The organism is Knoellia sp. B-D-2 (assembly GCF_057714695.1).
On the sequence record NZ_CM173189.1, the window covers coordinates 2,569,685 to 2,595,384 of the forward strand.

The 25,700-nt window shown below is 65.4% G+C and carries 23 protein-coding genes; 6 read left to right on the forward strand and 17 right to left on the reverse strand.

Annotated features, from left to right (window positions below):
- Positions 1–19 precede the first annotated feature (19 nt).
- From AC3EU2_RS12195 to aqpZ, 4 genes are all read right to left on the reverse strand, one after another.
- Positions 20–2,230, reverse strand: a complete 2,211-nt coding sequence (locus tag AC3EU2_RS12195) for an NADP-dependent isocitrate dehydrogenase (protein ID WP_488176565.1) — start codon at positions 2,228–2,230, stop codon at positions 20–22.
- Positions 2,231–2,257: 27 nt separating this feature from the next.
- The gene (locus AC3EU2_RS12200; RefSeq protein WP_488176566.1) at positions 2,258–2,692 is read right to left on the reverse strand and encodes a PIN domain-containing protein; all 435 of its coding nucleotides are present in this window, start codon (positions 2,690–2,692) and stop codon (positions 2,258–2,260) included.
- Complete coding sequence (locus AC3EU2_RS12205; RefSeq protein WP_488176567.1) at positions 2,689–2,940, reverse strand: type II toxin-antitoxin system Phd/YefM family antitoxin; 252 nt, start codon at positions 2,938–2,940, stop codon at positions 2,689–2,691. Before AC3EU2_RS12205 ends, AC3EU2_RS12200 begins: the two co-directional genes overlap by 4 nt.
- 91 nt (positions 2,941–3,031) lie before the next feature.
- Entirely contained in the window at positions 3,032–3,874 is an 843-nt protein-coding gene (aqpZ, locus tag AC3EU2_RS12210) for an aquaporin Z (protein ID WP_488179483.1), read from the reverse strand.
- 87 nt (positions 3,875–3,961) lie between these two features.
- Between aqpZ and AC3EU2_RS12215 the strand changes: the two genes are divergently transcribed.
- Entirely contained in the window at positions 3,962–5,128 is a 1,167-nt protein-coding gene (locus AC3EU2_RS12215) for a nucleotide sugar dehydrogenase (protein WP_488176568.1), read from the forward strand.
- Positions 5,129–5,347: 219 nt separating this feature from the next.
- On the opposite strand, the gene AC3EU2_RS12220 is transcribed toward AC3EU2_RS12215, so the two are convergent.
- A complete protein-coding gene (locus AC3EU2_RS12220) occupies positions 5,348–6,721 on the reverse strand; it encodes an IS1380 family transposase (protein ID WP_488176569.1) in 1,374 nt (457 codons plus the stop codon).
- A gap of 297 nt (positions 6,722–7,018) precedes the next feature.
- On the opposite strand from AC3EU2_RS12220, the gene AC3EU2_RS12225 reads away from it, so the two are divergent.
- Together AC3EU2_RS12225 and AC3EU2_RS12230 are read left to right on the forward strand one after the other, a co-directional pair.
- On the forward strand, positions 7,019–7,483 hold the full coding sequence (locus tag AC3EU2_RS12225) for an acyltransferase (RefSeq protein WP_488176570.1): 465 nt from the start codon (positions 7,019–7,021) through the stop codon (positions 7,481–7,483).
- A 162-nt stretch (positions 7,484–7,645) separates the two neighbouring features.
- Entirely contained in the window at positions 7,646–8,734 is a 1,089-nt protein-coding gene (locus AC3EU2_RS12230) for a glycosyltransferase family protein (RefSeq protein ID WP_488176571.1), read from the forward strand.
- Here AC3EU2_RS12230 and AC3EU2_RS12235 read toward each other — a convergent pair.
- The 9 genes from AC3EU2_RS12235 to AC3EU2_RS12275 form a co-directional block, all read right to left on the reverse strand.
- Positions 8,625–9,893: an O-antigen ligase family protein gene (locus AC3EU2_RS12235; RefSeq protein WP_488179484.1), complete on the reverse strand. Its 1,269-nt coding sequence runs from the start codon at positions 9,891–9,893 to the stop codon at positions 8,625–8,627. The genes AC3EU2_RS12230 and AC3EU2_RS12235 overlap by 110 nt on opposite strands.
- 37 nt (positions 9,894–9,930) lie before the next feature.
- A complete protein-coding gene (locus tag AC3EU2_RS12240) occupies positions 9,931–10,956 on the reverse strand; it encodes a glycosyltransferase (RefSeq protein ID WP_488176572.1) in 1,026 nt (341 codons plus the stop codon).
- A 23-nt stretch (positions 10,957–10,979) separates the two neighbouring features.
- Positions 10,980–12,179 carry a hypothetical protein gene (locus tag AC3EU2_RS12245; protein ID WP_488176573.1) on the reverse strand — a complete coding sequence of 400 codons (1,200 nt, stop codon included), beginning with the start codon at positions 12,177–12,179 and terminating at the stop codon, positions 10,980–10,982.
- 26 nt (positions 12,180–12,205) lie between these two features.
- Positions 12,206–12,934 carry a glycosyltransferase family 4 protein gene (locus AC3EU2_RS12250; RefSeq protein ID WP_488176574.1) on the reverse strand — a complete coding sequence of 243 codons (729 nt, stop codon included), beginning with the start codon at positions 12,932–12,934 and terminating at the stop codon, positions 12,206–12,208.
- Positions 12,935–13,431: 497 nt separating this feature from the next.
- Positions 13,432–14,562: a non-hydrolyzing UDP-N-acetylglucosamine 2-epimerase gene (wecB, locus tag AC3EU2_RS12255; RefSeq protein WP_488176575.1), complete on the reverse strand. Its 1,131-nt coding sequence runs from the start codon at positions 14,560–14,562 to the stop codon at positions 13,432–13,434.
- Positions 14,559–15,665: a polysaccharide biosynthesis C-terminal domain-containing protein gene (locus tag AC3EU2_RS12260; protein ID WP_488176576.1), complete on the reverse strand. Its 1,107-nt coding sequence runs from the start codon at positions 15,663–15,665 to the stop codon at positions 14,559–14,561. Before AC3EU2_RS12260 ends, wecB begins: the two co-directional genes overlap by 4 nt.
- Before the next feature lie 64 nt (positions 15,666–15,729).
- Positions 15,730–16,341: a GNAT family N-acetyltransferase gene (locus AC3EU2_RS12265; protein WP_488176577.1), complete on the reverse strand. Its 612-nt coding sequence runs from the start codon at positions 16,339–16,341 to the stop codon at positions 15,730–15,732.
- Positions 16,338–17,360 (reverse strand): polysaccharide biosynthesis protein, encoded by a 1,023-nt coding sequence (locus AC3EU2_RS12270; protein ID WP_488176578.1) that lies wholly within the window; start codon positions 17,358–17,360, stop codon positions 16,338–16,340. The genes AC3EU2_RS12265 and AC3EU2_RS12270 overlap by 4 nt, the downstream gene beginning before the upstream one ends.
- Entirely contained in the window at positions 17,357–18,589 is a 1,233-nt protein-coding gene (locus AC3EU2_RS12275; protein ID WP_488179485.1) for a glycosyltransferase family 4 protein, read from the reverse strand. The genes AC3EU2_RS12270 and AC3EU2_RS12275 overlap by 4 nt, the downstream gene beginning before the upstream one ends.
- Before the next feature lie 124 nt (positions 18,590–18,713).
- Between AC3EU2_RS12275 and AC3EU2_RS12280 the strand changes: the two genes are divergently transcribed.
- Together AC3EU2_RS12280 and AC3EU2_RS12285 are read left to right on the forward strand one after the other, a co-directional pair.
- A complete protein-coding gene (locus AC3EU2_RS12280) occupies positions 18,714–19,868 on the forward strand; it encodes a DegT/DnrJ/EryC1/StrS family aminotransferase (protein WP_488176579.1) in 1,155 nt (384 codons plus the stop codon).
- Positions 19,865–20,479, forward strand: a complete 615-nt coding sequence (locus AC3EU2_RS12285; RefSeq protein WP_488176580.1) for a sugar transferase — start codon at positions 19,865–19,867, stop codon at positions 20,477–20,479. The genes AC3EU2_RS12280 and AC3EU2_RS12285 overlap by 4 nt, the downstream gene beginning before the upstream one ends.
- On the opposite strand, the gene AC3EU2_RS12290 is transcribed toward AC3EU2_RS12285, so the two are convergent.
- Positions 20,457–22,319, reverse strand: coding sequence for a polysaccharide biosynthesis protein (locus AC3EU2_RS12290; protein ID WP_488176581.1), 1,863 nt, complete (start codon positions 22,317–22,319; stop codon positions 20,457–20,459). The genes AC3EU2_RS12285 and AC3EU2_RS12290 overlap by 23 nt on opposite strands.
- Positions 22,320–22,430: 111 nt before the next feature.
- Between AC3EU2_RS12290 and AC3EU2_RS12295 the strand changes: the two genes are divergently transcribed.
- Positions 22,431–23,864 (forward strand): tyrosine-protein kinase domain-containing protein, encoded by a 1,434-nt coding sequence (locus AC3EU2_RS12295; protein ID WP_488176582.1) that lies wholly within the window; start codon positions 22,431–22,433, stop codon positions 23,862–23,864.
- 10 nt (positions 23,865–23,874) lie between these two features.
- Here the strand turns inward: AC3EU2_RS12295 and AC3EU2_RS12300 are convergent, their stop codons facing one another.
- Together AC3EU2_RS12300 and galK are read right to left on the reverse strand one after the other, a co-directional pair.
- A complete protein-coding gene (locus tag AC3EU2_RS12300) occupies positions 23,875–24,462 on the reverse strand; it encodes an arsenate reductase/protein-tyrosine-phosphatase family protein (protein WP_488176583.1) in 588 nt (195 codons plus the stop codon).
- Positions 24,463–24,527: 65 nt separating this feature from the next.
- Complete coding sequence (gene galK, locus AC3EU2_RS12305) at positions 24,528–25,688, reverse strand: galactokinase (RefSeq protein WP_488176584.1); 1,161 nt, start codon at positions 25,686–25,688, stop codon at positions 24,528–24,530.
- Positions 25,689–25,700: the final 12 nt, after the last annotated feature.

The window sequence follows — 25,700 nt, forward strand, 5'->3', positions numbered from 1 at the left end:
CGTGGTGGTGCGGTTGCTGTCAGGCCAGGGCTGCGAGCGCCTCGTTGAAGGTGCTCGACGGGCGCATGACCCCCGTGACCTTGGCCTCGTCGGGGCGGTAGTAGCCGCCGATGTCAGCCGGCGAGCCCTGCACGGCGAGCAGCTCGTCGTTGATCTGCTGCTCCTGCGCCGTCAGCGTCTCCGAGACCGTGGTGAACTTCGCCGCCAGGTCGGCGTCCTCGGTCTGCTTCGCCAGCTCCTGCGCCCAGTAGAGGGCGAGGTAGAAGTGGCTGCCGCGGTTGTCGATCTGGCCGACCTTGCGGGCCGGGCCCTTGTTCTCCTGGAGGAGGGTCTCGGTCGCCCGGTCGAGGGTGTCGGCGAGGACCTGCGCCTTGGCGTTGTCGGAGGTCGTCGCGAGGTGGCGGAACGACTCGGCGAGCGCCATGAACTCGCCCAGGCTGTCCCAGCGCAGGTAGTTCTCCTGGACGAGCTGCTGCACGTGCTTGGGCGCGGAGCCCCCGGCGCCGGTCTCGAAGAGCCCGCCACCGTTCATGAGCGGCACGACCGAGAGCATCTTGGCGCTGGTGCCGAGCTCGAGGATCGGGAAGAGGTCGGTGTTGTAGTCGCGCAGGACGTTACCGGTGACGGAGATCGTGTCCTCACCGCGGCGGATCCGCTCGAGCGACACCTTCGTCGCCTCCACCGGGCTGAGGATCTGAAGGTCCAGCCCGTCGGTGTCCTCGCCCTCGAGGTAGGTGCGCACCTTCTCGATGAGCTTGGCGTCGTGCGCGCGCTTCTCGTCCAGCCAGAAGACCGCGGGCGTCTGCGAGGCACGGGCGCGGGTGACGGCGAGCTTGACCCAGTCGCGGATGGGGGCGTCCTTGGTCTGGCAGGCGCGCCAGATGTCACCGGGCTCGACGTCGTGCGACATGAGGACGTCGCCGGCGGCGTTCACGACCTCGACCTTGCCGGCCTCGGCGATCTCGAAGGTCTTGTCGTGCGAGCCGTACTCCTCGGCCTTCTGGGCCATGAGCCCGACGTTGGGGACCGAACCCATCGTCGTCGGGTCGAAGGCGCCGTGGGCGCGGCAGTCGTCGAGCACGACCTGGTAGATGCCGGCATACGAGCTGTCCGGGACGACCGCAAGGGTGTCGGCCTCCTCGCCGTCGGGACCCCACATGTGACCGGACGTGCGGATCATCGCCGGCATGGACGCGTCGATGATGATGTCGCTCGGGACGTGCAGGTTGGTGATGCCCTTGTCGGAGTTGACCATCGCCAGCTTGGGTCCGGCAGCGAGTCCTGCCTCGATGTCCGCGCGGATCTCGTCGCCGTTCGCGACGTCGGCGAGCCCGTCGAGGATGGCGCCGAGGCCGTTGTCGGGGGAGAGGCCGGCGGCCTCGAGGGCGGCACCGTGCTTCTCGAAGACCTCGGGCAGGAAGGCCTTGACCACGTGGCCGAAGATGATCGGGTCCGAGACCTTCATCATCGTCGCCTTGAGGTGGACGCTGAAGAGGACGTCCTCGGTCCGGGCCCGCTCGATCTGCTCCTTGAGGAAGGCGTCGAGCGCGGCGGCGCGCATGACCGTGGCGTCGACGACCTCGCCCTCGAGGACCGTGAGGCCCTCCTTGAGGACGGTCGTGCCGGAGTCGGACACGAGCCGGATGGTCAAGGTGTCGGCCGCCTCGAGGACGACGGACTGCTCGTTGCTGGCGAAGTCGTCGTGGCCCATGGTCGCGACGTTGGTCTTGCTGTCCGCGCTCCAGGCGCCCATCGAGTGCGGGTGGGCCTTGGCGTAGTTCTTCACGGCGGAAGGGGCGCGACGGTCGGAGTTGCCCTCGCGCAGCACCGGGTTGACGGCGCTGCCCATGACCTTGGCATAGCGGGCCTTGGCGTCCTTCTCGGCGTCCGTGCTCGGCTCGTCCGTGAAGGCCGGGAGGTCGAAGCCCTTGTCGCGCAGCTCCTTGATCGCGGTCTTGAGCTGCGGCACGGAGGCGCTGATGTTGGGCAGCTTGATGATGTTGGCCTCGGGCGTGGTCGCGAGCGCACCGAGCTCGGCGAGGGAGTCCGCCGCCTTCTGGTCATCAGGCAGCTGGTCCGCGAAGACCGCGAGGATGCGGCCCGCGAGGGAGATGTCTCGCGTCTCGACGTCGACGCCCGCGGTGGAGGCGAAGGCCTCGATCACCGGGAGGAAGGAGTAGGTCGCGAGGAGGGGTGCTTCGTCGGTGAGGGTGTAGATGATCTTCGCCATGCGCCCGAACCTATCGAACGACGGTGGTCAGGCGTGCAGCCTGTCCGGATCAGCGTCGGTGCGGGGGAGTGACACGACCTCCAAGCCGGTCACGCCGACGAGGTCCTGGGCGTTGAACGTGTACAGGGGCAGGTCGGCGGCCTTCGCCGTCGCCGCGATGAGTGCGTCGAATGCGCGAGCCTGGGGTTTGCGCCCCGCCCTGCGGATGTCGGAGGCGACCTGAGCGAAGGTCCGCGCGGCTTCAGCCGTGAACGGCAGCGGATCCCCGAAATCGGTTTCCGCGCGCTGGACCTGGGCGAGACGGGCGGCCCTCTCGGCTTCGTCCGTGGTCACGAGCGGCCCCACAGAGAGTTCCGCCAGGGTGATGGCGGAGATCACTGCGTCCTCGGGCAGGTCCTGTGCGTCGAGCTCGTGAAGGCGGAGGACGGTGGAGGTGTCGAGTATCCCCTTCGGGTGCCTCACAGGGACTGGTCCAGAACCTCGTCGATGTCCCGACGCAACCGCTCGGGGTCCACCTTGGGCGTCCGCTTCGCTCGCGCTATCAGTTCAGCCGCGGGAAAGCCGCGACGGGGCAGCGGTCGAAGCTCGGCCACGGGAGTCCCGTCCTTGGTGACGGTGAGCGATTCGCCGCGTTCCACTCGATCCAGGACCCGACCACCCTGGTTTCGAAGTTCCCGCACGGTGACCTCGTGCGCCATGTCTGCGCTCATACCTGCAGTGTATCACCCGTGAGACACTGCCCTTGGGGCGAAGCGGTCGAACGACGTCGAACCCGGCGTATGCCGCCCGTGCCGGTCGCGCTTACGGGGAAATGTGCGCTCGGGGGGCGTCCGGGTCGACCCCGTCGGGCACGACGACGTCCTCGGCCCGGACCGCACCGCTGATGTCGCGGTCGCGGCGGTCGACACCCGTGATGAGGTGGAAGGTCGCACCAGCGATGGCGGCGCCGATGATCGGTGCGACCCAGAAGAGCCACAGCTGTCCTGGGGCGCCGTCAGCGTTGAAGAACGCGACCGCGGTGGAGCGGGCGGGGTTGACCGAGGTGTTGGAGATGGGGATGGAGATGAGGTGGATGAGCGTGAGGCAGAAGCCGATCGCGAGCGGGGCGAAGCCGGTCGGGGCGCTCTCCCGGGTCACGCCGAGGATGACGTAGACGAAGAACATCGTCAGCAGGACCTCGGCGCACAGGACGGCGAACATCGAGTAGCCGCCGGGGGAGTGCTCCGCGAACCCGTTGGCGGCCATGTTGCCGGTCGCGTCGAAGAGGTCGCGGCCCCGGGCGATGGCCCAGAGGGCTCCTCCGGCGGCGAGGCCACCGAGGACCTGGGCGACGACGTAGCCGGGGACGTCCTTCCATTCGAAGCGCTTGGCGACCGTGAGGCCGATCGTCACCGCTGGGTTGAAGTGGGCCCCGGAGACGTGCCCCACGGCATACGCCATCGTCACGACGGTGAGACCGAAGGCGAGGGCGACGCCGAGGAAGCCGATGCCCAGGTGCACGGGAGCGCCCGAGCCGAGCGTCGGGGTCGAGAGGTAGCCGGCGGCGAAGATTGCCGAGCCGCACCCACCGAAGACGAGCCAGAACGTGCCGACGAACTCCGCCAGGAGGCGCTTGGACATCTCGGGGGTCACCATGGCGTTCATTGTGGCGTACCGGTGCGGCGTCATGGGCGATGTGCTGCGGGCACTGCGGAGGTGTCGTCGGGTGTGGCGGCCGGTAGGTTGGCGGCCGTGAAGATCTCCGTAGTGGGGCTGGGATACGTCGGCCTGTCGAACGCCGTCGTCCTGGCTCAACACCACGACGTCGTGGCCGTCGACCTGTCCGCCGAGCGCGTCGACCAGGTCAACCGGGGCGAGTCGCCTCTGGAGGACCCCGAGCTCGAGGAGTACCTCGCCGGCGGGGAGCTGTCGCTGCGCGCGACGACGTCGGCCGAGGATGCGCTGCCCGGGTCCGACTACGTCGTCGTCGCGACCCCGACGGACTACGACCCCGTCGCGAACTTCTTCGACACGTCCTCGGTCGAGTCCGTCATCGCGTCGGTCGCGTCGCTCGCTCCGTCGGCCACCGTCGTCGTGAAGTCGACCGTGCCGGTGGGCTTCACCGAACGCCTGCGCTCGCTGCACCCGGGGCTCGACATCGTGTTCTCGCCGGAGTTCCTGCGGGAGGGGCGGGCTCTCCACGACAACCTGCACCCGAGCCGCGTGGTCGTCGGTGGTTCGAGCTCTGCGGCCCGACGCTTTGCCGAGCTGCTTGTCGAGGGTGCGCTCGACGACGACGTCCCGGTGCTCGTCACCGAGCCGACCGAGGCCGAGGCGATCAAGCTCTTCGCGAACACGTACCTCGCGATGCGCGTCGCCTACTTCAACGAGCTGGACACGTATGCCGTGTCGCATGGTCTCGACAGCCGCTCGATCATCGACGGGGTCGGGTTGGACCCGCGGATCGGCTCGCACTACAACAACCCGTCGTTCGGGTACGGCGGCTACTGCCTGCCCAAGGACACCAAGCAGCTGCTGGCCAACTACAGCGACGTCCCGCAGAACCTCATCCGCGCCATCGTCGACTCCAACACGACGCGCAAGGACTTCATCGCCACCGACATCCTGCAGTCCAAGCCCCAGGTCGTCGGGATGTACCGGCTCATCATGAAGGCCGGGTCGGACAACTTCCGCGTGTCGAGCATCCAGGGGATCATGAAGCGGATCAAGGCCAAGGGGGTCGAGGTCGTGCTCTACGAGCCGGCGCTCGAGGAGGACCGCTTCTACAACTCCGAGGTGGTGCGCGACCTCGAGGAGTTCAAGAGTCGTTCGGACGTCATCGTCGCCAACCGGGTCAGCGAGGCCCTCGATGACGTGTCGGACAAGGTCTACACGCGCGACCTCTTCGGCCGCGACTAGCGCCAACTTCTCCAGCGTAGCGATGCGGAGCGACCTATTTCGCCTGCGCCCCGGTGTTCCTAGCCTCCCTCTTTCACCGGGGGCCTTCGGTAGGGGTTGATGGTCTCGATGGAAGTGGTTGGGGCTGAACCGGATTCGGGGTGCGCTGGATCGCCGCTTGGCGCTGCGGTGCGGGTCTCCGGGTCCTGGTGGTGGGCGGTCAAGGCACGTGCTCGACGCTCAGGTGCGCAGCGGGATGGCCATGACGTTCGCGAAGGTGGTGACGGCGTCGGTGACCCAGGGCCAGGACTTCGTCAGCCGCAGTCTTCGGCGTCGGGCGCCGTGGGTGAGGCGGGCTGGGATCTGCAGGAGCCGGTACCGCAACGCTTTGGGTTCGCACGTCTTCAATGCCTGCGGTAGGGCGAGCAGGTGCAGCCACGCGGTGAGGTCGGCGGCGAGGGCGACGACGGTCAGCCAGGCTTGGTTGATGTCGTACTCCCGGGAGGGGAACCGGCCCAGGCCGGTGTCCTTGGCGACGCGGATCCGGTCTTCGACGCGGGCGTGGGCGCGGTGGCGTGCTTCGAGGAAGGCGATCTGTCCGGTCGTGGTGGTGGTGACGAACGCTTGGTAGCGCCACCCGTCGCGTTCTTCGAACAGGGACAGTTGCGCGCCGGGGTGGGGGTGCTCGCGGCGGACGATGACTCTCATTCCGTCCGGCCACCGGTTCAGGTTGAGCAGGTTGGTGATCTCGACGACGTCGGCGTGCTCACGGACCTCGCCATCGGCGTCCGAGGCGGCCGCCCAGGCACGGTTGGTCACCACGGCGATCGCGGCGCGGACCTGCTCGGTGACGGCGAACCCGACCGAGTACTCCACCGACCGGCCCCGAGCACCATGCACGGGGGCGGTGTTCAACGTGGTGAGCCAGTCCAACAGGCCATGAGAGGCGCCAGCGCCGTCGGCGCGGATCAGGAGCTTCTTGCGGTGCAGCGCGGGGACTTGGCCGACCGCGGCTGTCAATACCTCAAGGTGATCAGCGGTGGTGTTCGAGCCGGCGTTGCCTGGCCGCAGCGACGCCGCCAACAGCTCCCCGGTGTTATCGCACCAGACGCCGATCGGGTGGTACCCGAACGTCTTCTTGAACGTGCGGGTGGCGTGCTCCTTTTCGGAGTGCGCGATCACGATCGTGGCGTCCACGTCAAGCACGACCACGTCAGCGTCCAGCGTGGTCCCGTCTACTGCAGAGGCGGGCACTCCGCCCGGGATCAGGGACCACACTCGAGCACGCGTCTTCGCGCGAGCCGCCGCAACACGGCGCAGTACAGCAGGGCTCAGCTCGTCCAAGGCCCGCCACACCGTCGGCGGCGACGCGACCGCGCCCAACACCTCGCCCTGGTGACGCAACGTGTCGATGTCGGCGATGGCTTGCCCACCCGCGGTGATCATCGTCGCGACGTCGACCAGCACCCGGCCCCGGTCATGGCCCGGGGTGAACCCGCGCCGGGCCAGTGCCGCCGACAGGGCGTCGGTGAGCCCGGTCCGGTCGGCCAACATCCGCACTGCCACATTCCCCGCGTGGGCCACCACGCCGGTCCCATCCCCGCTCACGGACAACCCCGCCGACTACGTTGTACTCTTCACTTACCAGGTGCCTTCCCGTACCGGATTCTTGACTGTCGCAAGTACAAGTATTCCGTTGCAGGACAGGCACTTTGGTGTTTCCGGGTGCCGTGTCAGGTCACAACACGTGAACGATCGAGGCTAGGTACCGTGAACGGTGCTGTAGGCTCCCAGCACTACGCGGAGCGGGCTTTTGCCCGATGTGAAAGGCTCTCGATGATTCGACGCTGGTTCTTTCTCACAGCACTTGCGAGTTTGGATGGTTTGCTCCCAGGAGTCAGGTTCTTCGCGATGCGACGCTTGCTGTTGCGGGCGGCTGGAGTCGGCATCAGTCCGGGGGCCAGGGTGCTGCCGAGGTCTCAGTTTCATTCGGCAAACGTTGAGATTGGGGCTGACACGTGGGTGGGAGCGAATGCTCACTTCTTCTCGACTCCAAGCGCTCCAATTTGCATTGGAGCCAAGTGCGACATAGGTCCGGACGCGGTTTTCGTCGTAGGCAGTCATGCGATCGGCTCCTTCCAGCGACGAGCTGGAGTTGGTCTAGCGCATCCCATCACCATCGGCGACGGTTCGTGGCTGGGCGCTCGGGTGACGCTTCTGGGTGGAGTCACGTTGGGTAAGGGATGCATCGTGGCGGCAGGCGCTGTGGTGACCAAGAGTTTTCCTCAAGACTCGTTGATAGCCGGCGTTCCCGCTCGTCTGGTCCGTGCACTACCAGATGACCGCTCACAGGATTCGCTGAGCGAGGCTGTCTGAAGCGGAACGGACAGGAGTGCTCCGCGAAGCGCTGAGTTCGCTCTGATTCGTCATGCGCCGGACTTGGGTCACTTATAGGCGACAGTGATCACCGAGAGCTCAGAAGGTCTACCCCACACACCGCGCGCCGTGGTCAGTGAACTCGGTCAAACAGGAGAAGCAATGCGAATGATCTTCCATGTCCCGTATCCCTTAGATCCAAATACGCCCGTTGGTAATGCGATCAGGCCGCTTGCCATGCTGCAGGGTTTTAGGGATGCTGGATATCATGTTGACGTAGTTGCCGGTACGGCCGTTGAGCGGCGAGCACAGATACGAATCATCCGCTCAATGTGGCAAAAGGGGGTGTGCCACGATTTCGTTTACTCGGAGAACTCATCGCTGCCGACTGCCCTGGCAGAGGGATCGATACGGAAATTTCACCCGGTTATGGATATGGCGTTTCTGGGGAGATGTCGCCGTCAGGGACTTCGTGTGGGGTTGTTCTATCGAGACATATACTGGCGCGTGGCCGGCTCGGATCAGTACAAGAGCCGTTTGCGTCGCAACCTGCTGAGTGTGCTGTATTTCCTGGACCTCTGCGTCTACCGACTCGTCGTCTCCACACTCTTCCTGCCTTCGTTGCCAATGGCACGACATGTCCCATTCGCACCCCAGATGGCACCGATGGCCCTCCCGCCAGGATTCGATCCCCGTGCTGCGGAGGGAGAGCGAATCGAGACGAGACACGGCAACCTTCACCTTGTTTACGTGGGGGGTCTTGGGGTTCTCTACGACCTTACCAAGTTGGTTGAGAACGTGGCAACCCTCGACAAGGTACACCTGACGATATGTACACGGCAGGACGATTGGAGAAGAGTTCGCAACAGTTACCCCGAGAATATGCCCAACGTGAGCGTTGTGCATAAGAGCGGCAGGGAGCTCCAAGCCCTGTACGCCACTGCGGACGTGGGCGTGTTCTTCGTGCGCCCCACGGAGTATTCAGACTTTGCGGTTTCGGTGAAGGTGTTTGAGTACCTAGGCAACGAGTTGCCCATTCTAGCGGTCAAAGGGACCTTTGTAGGAAGCATCGTCACGGAGCAAGGCATTGGTTGGGCGATTCCTTGGCGGGATGAATCGCTGCGAGCACTGCTACAGGAGGTTACTGAAAAGGGTGTGTCCCAGAGGATGCGCGCAGCCCTGATTGAAGCGAAAGAGGCGAACTCTTGGCGCTCCCGCGCCGTCGCAGCGGCCGGCGTTCTCGCCGACTAGTGGCGTGTCCTTCAGGTAGGGACGTTGCGTGAAGGAGTGCATGCGGCCCGGGCGCTGCTGCGACCGCCGCGATGGACATGAAGAAGATGACGGCATAGACCGAGCCGGCCGTGAACAGCCACCCCTCGAGTGCCGCATTTGCCACCCCACCGACCACCAGCGCGCGGGCGCCGACGGAATTCTTGGATGCCGTCCAGCAGACAGCAAGAACGATGCAGGCAACGAGGGCGCCCAAAACGCCCAGCTCAGCTAGAACCTTGATGGCTGTCGACCCTGATTCGGACTCGAGGGCACCCATTCCGACACCTCCCCACGGATGCTCCTGAATTTGCGGAATCGCCTTTACCCACACAAAGGTGCGTGTGTCGGTGGCTCGGAGAATAGTCGGTGCATCAGCCTGTCCGCTGACACCTCTGATCTCACCGAAGGCGAGATAGGCCGCAGGCATTAGGCAAATCATGGCTGCCGCTTTAGCGAGGGGGGCTGCGATCTGCCACAGGAAAACGATGAGGGAGGCCAGCATTGCGGCCGTGGCAGCCCGGGAGCCGGTGGCAACGCACATGACGAAGAGTGGGAGCCAGAGCCACCGAACCCGCTTGTTCGGGTAGGCAAGGACGAAGGGTGCAGCCAGTACGCAGTAGAGCCCCAGCCCATTCGGGTTGCGGAAGAGACCCATTGCTCTGCCGGCGTACCACGCCCCGGGCGCGCCGACGACCACTAAGGCCGCGGAGACGCCTACGAGAAGAAAGACCAGTCGCCGAATACTCTGCAGGGTGTATTGAGGCCCCACCGTTCTGGACGAGACGATGATCGCAACGAGAACTAGCCAGGCAACCGACGAGTAGAGGGACCGCTCTGGAACCTGTGACCAAAGTGTCGAGGCAAAGCCAAAGATCGCGAAGCCGAGGGACGACCAAACGAGCAGTGAATGGATAGTACTAGGCCGTGTGGGGTGATCGTGATCACCCCGCTTTCGTTGAAGTAACGTCGCATGCAGCAGCATCGCCACTACCGCCATCGCGGCGACCGGTCGAGTATCTATGGCGCCGGTCGCGATGTTGCCAAACTTCAGGCCAGTAAATACGAAGGCTAATAGAATTGCCCAGGTTCCTAATCGCGGTGATAGCAGGACCACCCCGACGAGGAGAAGGCATCCCATAACAAGGGCTGCGAGGGCAAGGGGCTCCTGCAGAAGTTCAGTCACGTGCGTCACTCAAGATCTCGTGGATGTCCTCTGCGTAGATTCGGGCAGTGTCCGCGGGTTCGCGTCGCGGCCATCTCTCGGACAGTTGCAGACAGGTCGCCAGTGCTGCCGCCAGTCCGTCCACATCTCCTGCCTCAACTATGTTCCATCCGTGGTTGCAGTGCTGAAGAGCCGCCGGAACCCCGTTGGTGGCCACTACGGGGAGCCCGAACTGCAAGGCTTCAGTCACGACCAAGCCGTAGGGCTCCGAACGGGAAGGGACAACGAGACAAGACGCCGCGGAGTAGTGCGGGCCAAGCTCACCGTTGGGCACCGATCCGACAAATTCCACGAAAGGCTTGCCGCGGAAAGCCTTCACGTCATCGAGGTCTCCTTGGCCGATCAGGCGCAAGACCACGGGCAGCCCACTGTCGTGAAGTTTCTGCACAGCCTGCAGTGCCTGCACCGTCCCTTTGTCGGCCGCGAAGCGGCCAACGTACAGGACTGTTGGCGTGACACTCGTCGAAGGTCTTTCAGAGACGTCGCCTTCGGGAATAGGCGACTCGAATGGAATGAACTTCTGGTTGGTTAGGCCGACTCGTCGCCAGAAATCGCTGTTAGAAGGACCTATGGTCCAAACCCGCGTGCTCGGAGCGTAAACCAAGCGTAGGAAAAGCCGCTTGAGCGTTCTCCGGGACCACGCCTGTGCGAGTTGCTGGGAATCGTCGCTATCGGACAAAGTGAAGATCGGGATATGCCGGACCCGGCAACCGACAAGCAGGCCGATGGCCATCGGTCGATTGTAGCCAAGAACAATAGCTGCTCGGAGGTCGGGCAGCCTCGCCAGCCTGAATCCACAAAACAGGTCCTGCAAGAACGAATTGGGGCGATGGAATGTGTGCGGGTGGCTCAGATCCAAATCGCCCCACTCGCGACCTCCGGAGCCAACGTTGAGGTAGTGCGCGTGGAGGTCGAGGCCGTATTCCTTGGATAGCCGGTTTAAGACAGGTGTGAATTGTGGCGTCGCAATGACCGACATCCATAGAATCATTATCTACCCTACTATCCGGCGGCGATGTCGTCGCCGCTCCTCGCCTTGCGAGTGCGAGAGGCCAGCCAACATGCCCCCACTATCTCACCCGCAAGTATACTGCCCGCAAGAAGTAGCAGGTTCTTTGTACCGATTGACGTAACTGCGAAAAGGACCACGACCATACTGATGACCCCAACGACGTGCAAAGCCTCGTTGGTTCGTCCGGAGATCAACAATCGATACTGAGATCGACGGTTCCATACCGCAAAAGGCAGCACGAGGATGACCAGCCACCAAAGTTGTTCCGCAAACTGCAGTCCGGCGAATCCAAACAGGTCCATAACAGGCGAGGTAAGTACGAGTGCGAACAGTGTTCCGGGAACGGACAGAAGAACGATTAGGCGCTCAGTGCGATGATGCATGGCTAAGGCTTCGGTCTGACCACCCCCTCGCATCGTCATGATCGTGTAGAGGCCACTCGTCAGCAGCGCGCTGAGGCTTTGCTGGGCACTCAAAAGGCTTGCGAACATCCCTGCCTGCGCTGGCGACGCAATGATAGGTGCCACGACGAAGGGCGTCCGAAGCAGGACGGTGTCCATAAGAGACATGAGGCCGAACTGCGGCTTAAAGGCCCGACGCGCCATTCGTCGAAACGACTCCGTCGACCTGGCTCGTTGAGGCGTCAGACCTTTCCGGAGCGCGGCGTTGAGCACGAGAGTCGCTAGGGCTCCTGCTGTCATCGATGTTGAGTACGAAACGGACATAAGGACCATGGACAACGTGACGACGCGTCCTAAGATGGAGGAGAAACCCCACCAGAAAAGGCGCCCCTTCTGCTGAAGGGTCGCGGCGTCAAGTCCGGCCAAGTTGTTGATGATCACCGTCAACCCGCCCAGAAGCACCGGCCAAGGTGAAAGGTCGGGGGCCACCAAGCGGAAGCCGAAGGTGCTCACGATGGTCAACACCAGCATGGTGGGCGCTATGGCCCGCCAGCGCAACATTCGTACGGCGGCCTGATCTGCGGGCTGCCCCGTGGCGTAGACCAGAGCTGTCCCCCCACCCACTAGGACACTGAGGAGTGCGGCAACGCCTACGCCTGCGGCGTAAGCAGCGATGTCGTGCAGTTGCCCCTGTCGGGCCGCCAGGACAGCTGCGGAGGCCGTCATCAATGCGCCTGCGGCGAACACGCCAGGGGTTATCAGGACGTGATTGGATGCGCGGACGATCATGCTGCGAAGCTTGGACATCGTGAGCATTAGGCGTCCTGCGCTCCGGTGGCCATGCGGAACGCCCGCGTGAACAGGCTGCTCTGTGCCACGCGGGAGTCGGTGAACCACTGCTCGTACGCCGCGAAGGCAGAGGTGCGCGTGCCTAGTTCACGCAGCACCCCGCTGCCGTGTAGTCCGTCCAACAGAATTGACAACGCCTTTGGATCGTCCGGATTGATCACCCAGCCGCCGCCATTGAGGAGCACCGAGGTCCACAAGGTGGTGTCTGGAACGATGCACGGACATCCGAGCGCTAATGACTCGGCGATGGCATAGCCGAAGTTCTCACTTCGCGTCGGCAGGATCATCGCGTCCGAGGAGAGTATTGCGGTTCTAATATCACCTTCCGAGAGGTGCCCCAAGATCTGCACGGTCACGGTGGGACTGGTAGATTGTAAGACTCGCCTACAGAGTGACCAGTAATCCTCATCCTCGATGGTGCCGACCACCGTGATCACTGTTGGCGAGCTAAGGCTCCGCGCGGCCTCGGCGAGGAGCTTGAAGTTCTTGATCGGCACCATACGCGCCAGGAAGAGCAATCGGAGTGGTCCTTCGGGTACAGGGGGTGACGCCCCTTCCGGCGCGGGTGGCGGATCCACCTCAACGAGGGCAGGGATCTTACGCCCAAGGGCACTGATGGCGTCGGCCTTTTCTCGCTCGTTCGAAGCGTGGATGACCAGATTCGTCCTGTGCGAGATGAGCCAGCGCAGGATCACCAGCGCAAACCTCTTGAGGCGACTGCCAACTTTGAGCGCCTGAGGACTCAGCTCGCCCCGTGGGGCGAGCAGGAGAGATTTAGGTCGAAGTGCCCCGATCCCGAATAGAATGAGCGGCACGTAGCCGAGAGCCGGGGACCACACGCTGTTCACGTAGAGGAGATCGGCTTTCCGTTCCCTCCGCAGGAGGTGCCAGATCGTCGAGGCGACAGATGGTGTCGGCCTGATGACATCAAACGGACTCGATGAGTCCACAGCGGTTGTGCGTGCGGGTTCGAAGGGTTCGGAATCGCCGAGGTCTCGGTCTCGGGTCAAGATCCGGAGGTTGTGAGATGGCGCCTCCATGGCGCTGATCGCTTGGAGGCTGCGTACCGGTCCGCCGGCCTTCGTGGCGGGGGGGAACCAATCGGCGAGAATCGTAACCCGAAGAATGGGGTCACCGCTTTCTAAACGCGCAGGGGCCCGACCGTCGCTTGCGTATTCGTCGCCCGGGCTATTCAAGTGGACCGTATTCCAGCCCATTGATGATGTCGGTTCGTTGTTGAGAGGATGAAGTTGACGGTCCGCTCGCTCGTGTTGTCGATGAGGTAATCGTCGGGCGTGAGGTGACCCACCCCGTCACGACTTCGGGGTGTTGCCATGGCGGCCCGGACCCCCGTGACGACGTCGCCGGCGTGCAGCCCGGTCATTATTAGGCCGCCAGTGTCTAGCGCCTCCGGCCGCTCAATCGAGTCCCGAAGGGTCACAGCGGGGAAGCCGAGCAGCGTCGACTCCTCCGCGATCGTTCCGGAGTCCGAGAGGCAGCAAGCAGCCGAGAGCTGGAGCTTGTTGTAGTCGTGGAAGCCTAGCGGGTCGCTGAAGGTGATGCCCTCGGGGTCCGACCAGTCCGGCAGCGCCTCGAGCCGCTTGCGGGTGCGTGGGTGGGTCGAGACGAAGACGGGGAGCCCGAACGCGGCATACACGGCGGTGAGGCAGTCGATGAGGGCGCGCAGGCGCTTGGGGGAGTCGACGTTCTCCTCGCGGTGCGCGCTGACAAGGAAGTAGCCACCCTCGGTGAGGTCGAAGCGGTCGAGCACGGTCGACGCGAGGATCTCGTCGCGGTAGGCGTCGAGGACTTCGCGCATCGGCGACCCGGTCTTGATGATGCGCCGGGGGTGCAGACCCTCGGCCAGCAGGTTGCGCCTGCCGTGCTCGGTGTAGACGAGGTTGAAGTCGGCGACGTGGTCGACAAGGCGGCGGTTGGTCTCCTCGGGCACGTTCTCGTCGAAGCAGCGGTTGCCCGCCTCCATGTGGTAGGTCGGGATGCGCAGCCGTTTGGCCATGACCGCGGCGATGCACGAGTTGGTGTCACCGAGGACGAGGACCGCGTCGGGGCGCTCCTCGAGCATGACCGTCTCGGCCGCGATGAGGGTGCCGCCGAGCACCGCACCCAGGCTCGAGGTGTCGACCCCGAGCATGTGGTCCGGCTTGCGGATGCGGAGGTCGCTGAAGAACACCTCGTTGAGGGCGTAGTCGTAGTTCTGACCGGTGTGCACGAGCACGTGGTCGACGGTCTCATCGAGCCGGTGAATCACCCGCGAGAGGCGGATGAGCTCGGGTCGGGTCCCGACGATCGTCATGACCTTCATGCGGATGCTCCCTGGGTGCGGACGGTCTCGGGATAGGTGTCGGGGTCCTCGGGTCGGTGCAGCTCGTGCGACCAGAACTGGGTGACCAGCGTGTCAGCGCCGGTGTTGGTGATGTTGTGGACCCAGCCGACGGGCATGTCGATCGCGCACGGCTGCGTACCTGAGACCGCGAAGTCGATGACCTCGTCGGTGAACATCTTGCGCAGCGAGATGCGAGCCTCGCCGGCGATGACCGCGAACCGCTCGACCTTGCGGAGGTGGAAGTGCTCGCCCCGGGTGACGCCGGGGACGGTGGTCGAGAAGGAAGCCTGCCCTTCGCCGCCGCGGACCCGGATCGTCTCGACGAAGGTGCCGCGCGGATCGGTGTGTGGCGTGAGGGGGATGGGGTAACGGTCCGGGAAGAGCGCCGCGCGGTAGGTGTTGAACAGGTCCACCCGGAGCGGCGTCGACAGGTCCGGGATCTCACCGGTGTCGTAGGACGCCTTGAACTCGTGGAGCAGGTCGAGGACGCCCTGCACCGTGACCGGCGTGCTCGGCGGGTCGATCCGCCGAGCCGCACCCGTGAGGCCGTCGATGAGCGCAGCGGCTGCGCCCTGTGCGTGCAGCAGGCCGACCTCGCTGTCGTTCACGGTCGGCGCGGAACCTTCACGGACGGCTTGGACGAAGTTGGCGACGAACGAGTTGTATGCCGGCCGCCCGTGCTCGCCGAAGAGGTTGGGCAAGCGCACGTCGACGAGGGAGCCCCCGGTTGCCTCCGCGGCCGCCGCGAGGATCTCGCGTGCCCGGGCCTTGCCGAGCCCGTATGCCGTGCCGTTGCCGTCTTGGATCGAGTTGGCGTAGACGACGCGCACGGGGCGGCTGCCCGCGGACATCGCGGTCGCCACATCTCGGGCGAGGTCCTCGTTGCCCTGGCGGACCACCTCGTCCTCGGCTCGGTTGACACCGGCGATGTGGATGATCGCATCCGTGTCGGAGACGGCCTCGCCCAGGCCGGCCCAGGAAGCGCGGTCGACCGGCACGACTTCATGGTCGGTGAGGGCCCGCAGACGCAGCCGTGTGTGCCAGCCGAGGAAACCGGACGCACCGGTGAGCAGAATTTTCATGAGTCCTTTCGCGGCGTGGAGCCCGGCGTCTGGGCAGCCACTTTACGGGTGACGAGCACTGCGCTCAGTCAAGCCGGTCGTTCACACGCAGGTGCATGCGCCTGCCCTCGGGCGTGATGTAGGTGTCCCGGACGACCCACCCGCGAGCCTCATAGAACGCGTTGACGCCGGCATTGTCATCTGCATCAGTCGTGAGATGGGCGGCTGACACCCCCCGCGAAGCAACCTCTGTCTGCCACGCGCGCAGAAGGACGGAACCGCCGCCCGACCTGCTGACCGCCGGAGAGACGCAGATCGAGCTCAGGAGAGCACCGGGGGGCGAGCTGCTGTGGCCGCGATACAGGATCCCGCGCAGGAGGCGCGGAAAAGCCCTTGGTGAGCACACCGCTGCTCGTGCTCCTGCCAGCGCGAACTGAATGAGGCGGCGGCGAAGGAGGCGTGTGAAGAAGCCTGCAGGGCTGAGTGGCCCTACGGCGGCACCGACGGGTCTGCCGTCGTGCGCATCGCGGAGGACGAGCGCGACCGACTCCTTGTCGTCTAGGAAGCCTGCGTAGAACTGCCGCAGAAAGGGCTCCCCAAGACTGCTCAGAAAGAAGGTGGGGAAAGCCTGCCGATGGATGCGAGCAAGCTCAGCCACGTCCGAGGCGCGCAGCGGGCTGGTGATCAAGGCGGTCATGCGTCGACAAGCTGCCGAATCTCAGGAAGCGTGAGGAGGAGCTCCTTCGTGGCCGTCACGTCGAGCCGCGTGGTGTTCGCCGACGTGTAGTCCTGCTGCGTTGCGGCGGTTCGGTCCCCCTCTTCGACGAAGAGCGAGTACTCGAGGGACCGCGCATCGAGCGGTACCCGAAAGTACTCACCTTGGTCCTCCGCCTGTGCACTCTCCTCGACAGAGAGCAGGGTTTCGTGGAGTTTTTCCCCATGACGCATCCCGATCACGGCGACGTCGGGGTCCTGATGCCCGAGGAGCTCGCCCACGGCCTTGGCCAGCGTTTCGACGGTGGACGCGGGCGCCTTGCGAACGAACAGGTCGCCGGGCTGGGCATGCAGGAATGCATGCTCGACGAGGTCGACGGACTCCCTGAGCGACATGAGGAAGCGCGTCATCTCGGGCACGGTCACCGTGAGAGGGCGGTCCCGCCGGATCTGATCGACGAAGAGAGGGATGACCGAGCCGCGGGAGTACATGACGTTGCCGTATCTGGTGATGCTGACCGTGGTGGGGGAGTTCGGGTTGTTCCTGGCAAAGGCCTGCGCCGTCTTCTCCATGAGGGCCTTGGACATCCCCATGGCGTTCACCGGAGCGACGGCTTTGTCGGTGCTCAGGCACACGACGGACCGCACACCTCGCTCGTGTGCGGCGGTGATGACGTTGTGACTGCCGACGACGTTGGTCTTCACCGCTTGGTCCGGGAAGAACTCGCACGAGGGCACCTGCTTGAGAGCGGCGGCGTGGAAGGCGAAGTCGACGCCTGTCATCGCGTCAAGGACGCTGTCCTTGTCCCGAACGTCTCCGAGGAAGTACTTCACGCGAGAGTCGGCCAGTGAGCGGCGCATCCCGTCCTGCTTGGCCTCGTCGCGGCTCAGAATGTGAATCCCGGCGACCCCACGTGCCAGCAGGTGTTCGGTCATGATGCGGCCGAACGAACCTGTGCCTCCAGTGATCGTGACCGTTGCGCCATTGATGTTGATGGTCATCGTCGGGAGGTGCCTTTCAGTGCAGCATGGGTGAGGAGGGACTCGATCGCGCCGACAGCAGTGTCCACGGAGAACGTGCGTTCGTAGTACTCGCGACCGCGCGCCCCGCGAGCAGCCAAGGCGGCCCGACCCTCGGCAAGGGCCTGACGGATCGCACTCGCCACGCTTTCCGGTGAGCCGGGGTCCGCAGGGATCCCAGCGCCGGATTCCACGACCACCGAGCGCACGTCACCGTCGGCCGCAACGAGCGCCGCCCGGCCGGAGGCGAGCGTGGCCTGGGTCTTGCTGGGCATGGTGGCGGCTGAATGCTCGTGGGCCCGCAGGCCGATGTAGGCGAGGTCGCACGTTGCCATGAGCTCGGTCATGGACGATGAAGCCACCCGTCCGAGGAAGCGGATGTCGGCCCGCAGCCCGGAGGCCTTCGCTCGCAGGCCCGCCTCGCTGATGCCTGACCCCGCGAGAAGGCAGACGAGTCGTGGGTCGTCCACGTGGTGTACGGCCTCCAGCAGGGTCTCGAGACCCTGAGCCGGCCCCATCGCGCCCGCGTAGAGCAGGACGACGGCCGACTCGGGGATGCCCAGCTCGGCTCGCATGGAGTGGGTCGTCGGTTGGAACACAGACTCGTTCGCCCACATCGGTACGTAGTGAAGTCGATCCGCCGGAACCCCGCGGTCGCGAAGGAGCCCGCCGACTGACGGCGCTATGTAGGCGACCGACTCGGACGCGGCGTACATCGCCGAGCACCAGCGGTCGAGGCCGGCGTGGATCGTCGACGCGGTCCTGCCGGCCCCACCGAAGCCACTGGCGAAGACCGTGTCGGGCCAGAGGTCGAGGACGTGGGTCACCATGGGGACTCCGAAGGCGTAGCGAGCGGCGAGCATCGGAGCCGCGATGGTGATCGGTGAGTAATTCACCCAGACGGCATCGCAGCTCCGCAGAGAACCCAGTCCTGAGGCGAGGGCGCTCAGGCCGAAGGACCCGTAGTTGGCTAGCCGACCAACGGTGCTGGCGCCGTGATGTGGATACAGCGCCACGCGACGAACGCCGACTCCGTCCACCACTTCGTCGAGCTTGCGCGTCAACCGGTAGCCGTCAGCGATCCTGCCCGACGGATAGTTGGGAAACCCAGTCACCACCTGCACTTCGTGGCCCCTGGCAGCGAGACCCCGGGCCAACACTGAAGGAAGGGCAGCGGGGCCGGGCTCGGGTTCGTACCACTGGGTGAGCATCCCGACGCGCACGAGTTGAATGCTCCATTTCTGTGGATATCGTCGAGACGCTCGCTGGCCCAGACCTTCCCTGCAACAGCATACAGTTGGTCCAGTCCGCTACCTTTCCGCGTCTGAGGAGCCCATGTCCGCCGAGTCCTTCATCCCCTTTGCCGTGCCTGACATCACGGAGGCTGAAGTGGACGCTGTGGCGGACGCCGTCCGATCCGGCTGGCTGACGACTGGGCGCCATGCGAAGGAGTTCGAGACCGAGTTTGCGGCTGCCCTTGCGCCCGGCCGAATTGCCGTTGCGGTGAACTCGGCTACGGCTGGCCTGCATCTGGCACTAGAGGCGATTGGAATCAAGCCTGGCGACGAGGTCATCGTTCCTGCATGGACATTCACGGCTACGGCCGAGGTGGTCAGGTACCTGGGTGCGCAACCGGTCATCGTAGACGTGGATCCGGTGACCCTGAACATCGATTTGGCTCTAGCTGAACGTGCCGTGACCGAACGTACGCGTGCGGTGATACCTGTGCACTTCGCGGGACTCGGCGTGTCTCCAGCGGCCCTGCGCCACTTGGCTCGAAGACATGGGCTGTCGGTCATCGAGGATGCGGCCCACGCTATCCCGACTGTGACAGACGGTGAGGTGGTTGGCAGCGGGAGCGAGGCAGTCGTTTTCAGTTTCTACGCAACGAAGACGATGACCACAGGCGAGGGGGGCATGGTTCTGGTTAGCGACGAGAGCCTTGCTCGAAGGATGCGCGTCATGCGCTTGCACGGCATCAGCCGCGATGTCTTCGACCGCTATCAGAGCAAGACCCCGTTGTGGCACTACGAGGTCGTGGCACCAGGGTTCAAGTACAACCTCACAGACCCTGCGGCAGCTATGGGACGAGTTCAACTGGCGCGTGCCGCCACCATGGGAGCGCGGCGAGCGGAGATCGCGTCGGCCTACGATGCCGCCTTTGCGGACCTACCGCTCAAGCTTCCGGCAGGCGCACCAGAGGGCGACACTCATGCGTGGCATCTCTACGTGGCTCGACTGACGGATGGCGGCCCAGTCGACCGCGACGATTTCATAGCGCGCATGGCGGAGGCGGGAGTTGGGACCAGCGTTCACTTTATCCCGCTTCACATGCATCCAGTCTGGCGTGAACTGTGCGATCAGACCGAGGCCGACCTCCCGGTAGCGACGGCCGAGTTCGGCCGAGTCGTCAGTCTTCCGATCTTCTCCTCGATGACAGACGCTCAGGTAGCCCGCGTCATCGGCGCGGTCCGGGAAATATTGTCATGACTGGCTCCACTTCAGAGGCACTCACCCGGCGAGCCACTGATGTGGTCATCGCGGCCGCGGGGCTCCTTGTGGCCTCTCCTGTTTTGGCAACCGCAGCCTTGGCCGTGCGACTCGACAGCCGGGGGCCGGTGTTCTTCCGTCAGGAGCGAGTCGGGCGAGATGGGCACCTCTTCCACATTCACAAGTTCCGCACGATGGCGGATGGTAGCCGTGGGCTGGGTGTCAGCACCAGCTCGGATTCGCGCATCACGCGCGTCGGGGCAGTCTTACGCCGTTCGAAAGTGGACGAGCTGCCTCAACTCATCGATGTCCTCAAAGGCGACATGGCCCTCGTCGGCCCTCGGCCGGAGGTTGAGGCGTACGTCAGGTTGTGGCCCGCGGATGTGCGTGACGAGATTCTTTCCGTGAGGCCGGGTATCACCGACCCGGCCAGCGTCAAGATGCGTCATGAGGCCGAGCTTCTGTCCGGGCAGGGCGACCCGGAGCTCTTCTACATCCAGGAGCTCTTGCCGATGAAGGCCGCCATGTACGTCGAGTACGTGCGGACACGCAGTTGGCTCGGCGACCTTCGCATTCTCTGGGCGACGGTCAGAGCTGTCTTGCAGGGCTGAGGCTCTCGGCCGCCTGGTCGAGCATCCACCGGCGCGCGTCCTCGGGCTCGGCGACCTGTGCTCGCGCCACCTCTCCGGACGGGATCGGCGGGACTTCGACCTTGTTGATGAGGGGATGCCCCGCGGACTCGACCGTCTCACCAGCGGCGAACAGCTCCTCGGACATCTTTTCGCCCGGTCGGAGCCCGGTGAACACCATCTCGATGTTCGACTTCCCCGACAGGTCGATCAGGGTTCGGGCGACGTCGAGGATCTTCACAGGTGCGCCCATCTCGAGAACCATGACGTCGCCGTTGACGCCGATCGCCGCAGCTTGGAGGACGAGCTGGCTCGCTTCGGGGATGAGCATGAAGAATCGCTCGACCTCCGGGTGGGTGATCGTGACGGGCCCACCCTGCTCGATTTGGGCGGTGAACGCCGTAATCACCGAGCCGCGGGAGCCGAGGACGTTGCCGAAGCGGACGCTGACGTAAGTTCCTTTACCCTCGCGCGCGTACTGGGCTGTCAGCCGCTCAGCCAAGCGCTTGCTGTAGCCGAGCACGCAGGTCGGGCTGGCAGCCTTGTCGGTTGAGATGTTGACGAAGGTCTGCACGCCTGCCGAGCGGGCGGCCTCCAACACGTTCTCCGTGCCCAGGACGTTGGTCTGCCACGCCTCCAGGGGGTATTGCTCGAGGAGCGTGAGGTGCTTGAGCGCCGCAGCATGGAAGACGACCTCGGGCCGCTCGCGCTCGAAGACCCGACGGAGGGCGTCGGGGTCCCTGATGTCGCACAGGGCGAGCGTGCCGTCGTCGAGCAGAGCGCGGCCGGTCAGACTCATCTGGCTGCCGTGCAGGGCCGACTCGTCACGGTCCAGCAGGACCAGCTTGGCGGGGCCGAACTTCGCGATCTGGCGGGCAAGCTCGGACCCGATCGATCCGCCGGCACCAGTGACCAAGACCCGCTTGCCGGTGATCGACTCGGAGATGGCAACGGCATCCATGGTGATTTGCTGGCGTCCGAGGAGATCCTCGAGGTTCAGGTGGCGCAGGTCGGCACCGCTGGCGGGGCCGAGGAGACGCCCGACGGAGGGAAGGACGAGGAGGTCCAGGCTGTGCTGCCGGGCCAGCTCGCGGATGTCGCGCAGGCGGTCGGCGGAGATCGACGGCATGGCCACGACGAGGGTGCCGGCGCCAGTGCTCTCGATGACCTCCGGGAGGCGGGTGATGTCGCCGCTGACCCGAAGGCCTTCGACCGGCATACGTCGCTTGCGTGGGTCGTCGTCGATCACAGCCAGAGGGATGAACCGGCCCTCAGGAGAGGTGTCCCGGGCCAGTGCCCGGATGAGTTGCCGACCACCCTCGCCCGCGCCGTACACGATGACGGCCGTGTCCTTGTCCCCGACGTCTGGTCGCCCCCAACGGTAGGAGCGGACGATGAATCGCAGGGCGAACATGCCCACAACCGCGATCACCGGCACGACCAAGGGAAGGCTGCGCGGCACCGTGAACCAGTCGGTGAACACGCGGATTGCGACGAGGAGGGCCCCCACGAGCAACGCGCCGCGAGCGACCTGGGCTGTCTCCTCGAAGGAGCCTCGGCGGTGGTCCAGCCAGAGCACATCCAGAGCAAGGCTCACGACCAGTTGCGTTGCCGCGGCGGCTGCCGCGAAGGAGACGATGGGCGAGTCCGTGGCCTGACTTGCGTTGAGGTCGAAGCGCAACCAAGCCGCTGTCAGTGCAGCCACGAAGACGATCAGCGCGTCCACCAGCGCCCAGGCCGCTTGGACGGTGACCTCACGACGCTTCAGCGGGAACAACACGAGCCAATCGCTTTCGGTGGGTAGGTGTCCGGAGTCAACCACGCGGACTAGCCTGTCTGGGCCCCCGGCGGGACTAGAACATACTATTGCATCGGGGCCGGTACCCTTGACAGGCCGGACGCCCCCACGTTAGGAATACACGCTTTGGACCTCATGGCCTACGTCCAGATCCTGAGACGTCGTTGGCGAACCCTCGCCGTCGTCTCACTCACCGTCGTGGCGCTCGCGGCCGCATTGACCCTCTTGGCAACGCCGATGTACACGTCGAGCACCCAGTTCTTCGTGTCGACGGCCGCCTCAGCAAACAGCGGCCTTGCGGAAGGCGGGTACTTCACTCAAGAGCGGGTGAAGTCATATAGCCAGCTCCTGCTGGCCCCCAAGGTTCTTGAGCCGGTCATTGCACAATCCGGCGTGAGCGACTCCGTCGGAGCGCTGGCGGGCAAGATCACCGCCACGACCCCCCCGGACACGGTGCTGCTTGATGTATCGGTCACGGACCCCAACCCGACCAAGGCACGGGACATCGCGCAGGCGATTGCTGAAGTCTTCCCGAACGTCGTCGCGGATCTTGAGCGCGTCACCCCTGAGGCCGCCAGTCCCGTCAAGGTGACGCTCCTGCGTGAGCCGACGGTGGCGTCGGCCCCGGTCAGTCCGAGCCCGGCCCGCAACCTCGCGCTCGGCCTCGTCCTCGGGCTCCTTGCCGGCTTTGGCGCTGCCGTGCTCAAGCATCTCATCGACACCAAGCTCCGCTCCAAAGAGGACGTCGAGCGTTTGACCGATGCCGTCGTGCTCGGCGGCATCCCCTTCGATGAGGACGCGTCGAAGCATCCGCTCATCATCCAAGCGGACCCGCACGCCGGGCGTGCCGAGGCCTTCCGCAGTCTGCGCACCAACCTCCAGTTCGTCGATGCCACGGAGCACCCGCACGTCATCGTCATCACGTCCTCGATCACGGGCGAAGGCAAGACGACCACGACCGCCAACCTGGCGCTGGCCATGGCCGAGTCCGGGTCGAGCGTCTGCGTCGTCGAGGGCGACCTGCGGCGTCCGCGGATGCTCACCTACCTCGGGCTCGAGGGGTCGGTCGGACTCACCGACGTGCTCATCGGACGCTACGACCTCGACGACGTGCTGCAACCTTTCGGCACGCACTCGCTCACCGTCCTGGGCGCCGGGGCGACGCCGCCCAACCCCAGCGAGCTGCTGGGGTCAACCGCCATGCGCAACGTCCTCGACGAGCTTCGACAACGTTTCGACTTCGTCCTCATCGACGGTGCTCCGGTCCTGCCGGTCACCGACTCGACCGTGCTGACGCGCCTCACCGACGGCGCCATCATGGTGGCGGGCAGCGGCATCGTCACCAAGGACCAGTTCGAGCACGCCTTGGAGACGTTCGAGACGGTGAACGGGACGGTGCTGGGCATCGTCCTCAACCGCGTCCCCCGACAGAATCGGGGTAGTTACTACGACTATCGGTACGAGTACCGGCCCGAGGGCGCGGGCTCAAAACGCCGCACGAAGACCGGCCGTCTGCATCGGTCCGACGACGTCACCACACAACCGCGCCAGGACCTCGCGGTCGACTGACGCTCGCCATTCAGGCTCCGCGCAGTGCCTTCACGACGACAGGCAGGGACTGACCGATCTGGTCGGCCATCTGCTTGAAGACGGCCCTGTCCCGGCGAAACGGGTCCACGATGCCGGACTGGTCAGGCACTCGTGGGCTGACAGTCCCGCGCCGGCCGATGGCGACCGTCGCCACTTTGGCCACGCGGTTGTCCCCCGCCGCGCTGGCGATCTCGCCTTCGGAGACGTTCGCGAGGAGGTCGCCCAGGTCGCGCAGGGCGAACGAGTAGCGCAGAGCGCGTGGGAAGAGCTGGACGACCGGGCCCAGGTGCTCACGTGCGGCCCCGATGACGAGATCTGCCTCCCGTACCATTTCCTTTGTGATCTGACGAGCGGCGAAGTTGTGCGCGCTCGCCCCGGCCGCGGTGATCAGTTCCGCCGACTGAGGGTCGATGGCGTCGCCGATCAGGGCACCGGTGCCAGCGCTGGAGACCGTGATCCCGGTGTCCGAGAGCTCGCGGGCCAGCACGCGCTCGAGATAGGGCGACCGGCAGACGTTGCCGGTGCAGACGACGAGGACACGTCCGGTGAGCGCGTCGAAGGCGGCGTCTGGGTCCATGCCGCACACCATAACTGGGCGTTGAGTAGCCTCGCGGGAGAATGCACATCTCGGGCGAATGGCCGTCAGGTCGTGTCGGCGGACGTCGCACCGGAGGCAGCCACCGCGAAGGAGAACGGGGCGGTGAGCTGGGCGTCCGCGAACGCCGTCTCGATCGCGGCGGACAGCCATTTGACGTCCGCAGCCGGCACGAGGGAGATCGCCGAGCCGCCGAAGCCGCCGCCGGTCATCCGCGACCCGAGGGCGCCGTGGGCCATCGCCGTGTCGACGACGAGGTCGAGCTCGGTGCAGGAGACCTCGTAGTCGTCACGCAGCGACTCGTGCGACGCGACGAACAGCCGGCCCACCTCGTCGAGGTCGCCCTCGCGCAGCGCGTCGACGACTGCGTCGACCCGCGCGATCTCGGTGACGACGTGGCGGGTGCGGCGGCGCAGCACGTCGTCCGGCAGCCGGGCGAGGACCGCGTCGATCGGTTGCCCCACCACCTCGCGGAGGGTCTCGACCCCGAGGATCTCGGCCGCCTGCTCGCACGACTCCCGACGCGCGCCGTACTGCCCGTCGGCCAGTGCATGGCTCGCTTTGGTGTCAGTGACGAGCAGGACGACATCGTGGGCTGACAGGTCGAACGGCACCTGCTCGATCGCGCCGTCACGGCAGTCGAGTCGCAGCGCGTGCCGCTCGGTGCAGTGCATCGCCGCGGCCTGGTCCATGCCGCCGGTGGGGGCGCCGGCGATGTCGTTCTCGGCCCGCTGGCAGGCCGCGGCGAGGAGCCGGCGGCCCTCGGTCGTGTCGAGCAGGCCCAACCCGAAGAGGTCCGAGGCTGCTGCTGCCACGGCGCACTCGAGCGCCGCGGAGCTCGACAGGCCCGCCCCGAGGGGCACCCGCCCGTCGACGACGACGTCGAGGCCGCGGACGGCATACCCGTCCTGGCGAAGCGCCCACACGACTCCGGCGACGTATGCCGTCCAACCCTTGGGCATGTCGGGTGCCACATCCAGGATGCTCACCTCGACGGACGAGTCGTCCTGCAAGGAGTGGATGCGGAGGAGGTCGTCGTCACGGGGGGAGGCGGCGCACCGGGTGCGGTGCGGCAGGGCGATGGGCAGCGCGAGGCCGCCGTTGTAGTCGGTGTGCTCGCCGATGAGGTTGACCCGTCCGGGTGCCGACCAGACCCCGTCGGGGGCGTGACCGGTCAGTGTCGCGAACGCGTCCTGGAGGGGTGGCACGCCTGTGAGTCT

Bases quoted from the DNA above. Each gene is read 5' to 3' on its own strand.
- AC3EU2_RS12195 (WP_488176565.1), bottom strand. From the start codon at position 2,230: ATGGCGAAGATCATCTACACCCTCACCGACGAAGCACCCCTCCTCGCG.
- AC3EU2_RS12205 (WP_488176567.1), bottom strand. From the start codon at position 2,940: ATGAGCGCAGACATGGCGCACGAGGTCACCGTGCGGGAACTTCGAAAC.
- aqpZ (WP_488179483.1), bottom strand. From the start codon at position 3,874: ATGAACGCCATGGTGACCCCCGAGATGTCCAAGCGCCTCCTGGCGGAG.
- AC3EU2_RS12225 (WP_488176570.1), top strand. From the start codon at position 7,019: ATGCGACGCTTGCTGTTGCGGGCGGCTGGAGTCGGCATCAGTCCGGGG.
- AC3EU2_RS12230 (WP_488176571.1), top strand. From the start codon at position 7,646: ATGCGAATGATCTTCCATGTCCCGTATCCCTTAGATCCAAATACGCCC.
- AC3EU2_RS12235 (WP_488179484.1), bottom strand. From the start codon at position 9,893: ATGGGATGCCTTCTCCTCGTCGGGGTGGTCCTGCTATCACCGCGATTA.
- AC3EU2_RS12240 (WP_488176572.1), bottom strand. From the start codon at position 10,956: ATGTCGGTCATTGCGACGCCACAATTCACACCTGTCTTAAACCGGCTA.
- AC3EU2_RS12245 (WP_488176573.1), bottom strand. From the start codon at position 12,179: ATGATCGTCCGCGCATCCAATCACGTCCTGATAACCCCTGGCGTGTTC.
- wecB (WP_488176575.1), bottom strand. From the start codon at position 14,562: ATGAAGGTCATGACGATCGTCGGGACCCGACCCGAGCTCATCCGCCTC.
- AC3EU2_RS12260 (WP_488176576.1), bottom strand. From the start codon at position 15,665: ATGAAAATTCTGCTCACCGGTGCGTCCGGTTTCCTCGGCTGGCACACA.
- AC3EU2_RS12265 (WP_488176577.1), bottom strand. From the start codon at position 16,341: ATGACCGCCTTGATCACCAGCCCGCTGCGCGCCTCGGACGTGGCTGAG.
- AC3EU2_RS12270 (WP_488176578.1), bottom strand. From the start codon at position 17,360: ATGACCATCAACATCAATGGCGCAACGGTCACGATCACTGGAGGCACA.
- AC3EU2_RS12275 (WP_488179485.1), bottom strand. From the start codon at position 18,589: ATGCTCACCCAGTGGTACGAACCCGAGCCCGGCCCCGCTGCCCTTCCT.
- AC3EU2_RS12280 (WP_488176579.1), top strand. From the start codon at position 18,714: ATGTCCGCCGAGTCCTTCATCCCCTTTGCCGTGCCTGACATCACGGAG.
- AC3EU2_RS12285 (WP_488176580.1), top strand. From the start codon at position 19,865: ATGACTGGCTCCACTTCAGAGGCACTCACCCGGCGAGCCACTGATGTG.
- AC3EU2_RS12295 (WP_488176582.1), top strand. From the start codon at position 22,431: ATGGCCTACGTCCAGATCCTGAGACGTCGTTGGCGAACCCTCGCCGTC.
- AC3EU2_RS12300 (WP_488176583.1), bottom strand. From the start codon at position 24,462: ATGGACCCAGACGCCGCCTTCGACGCGCTCACCGGACGTGTCCTCGTC.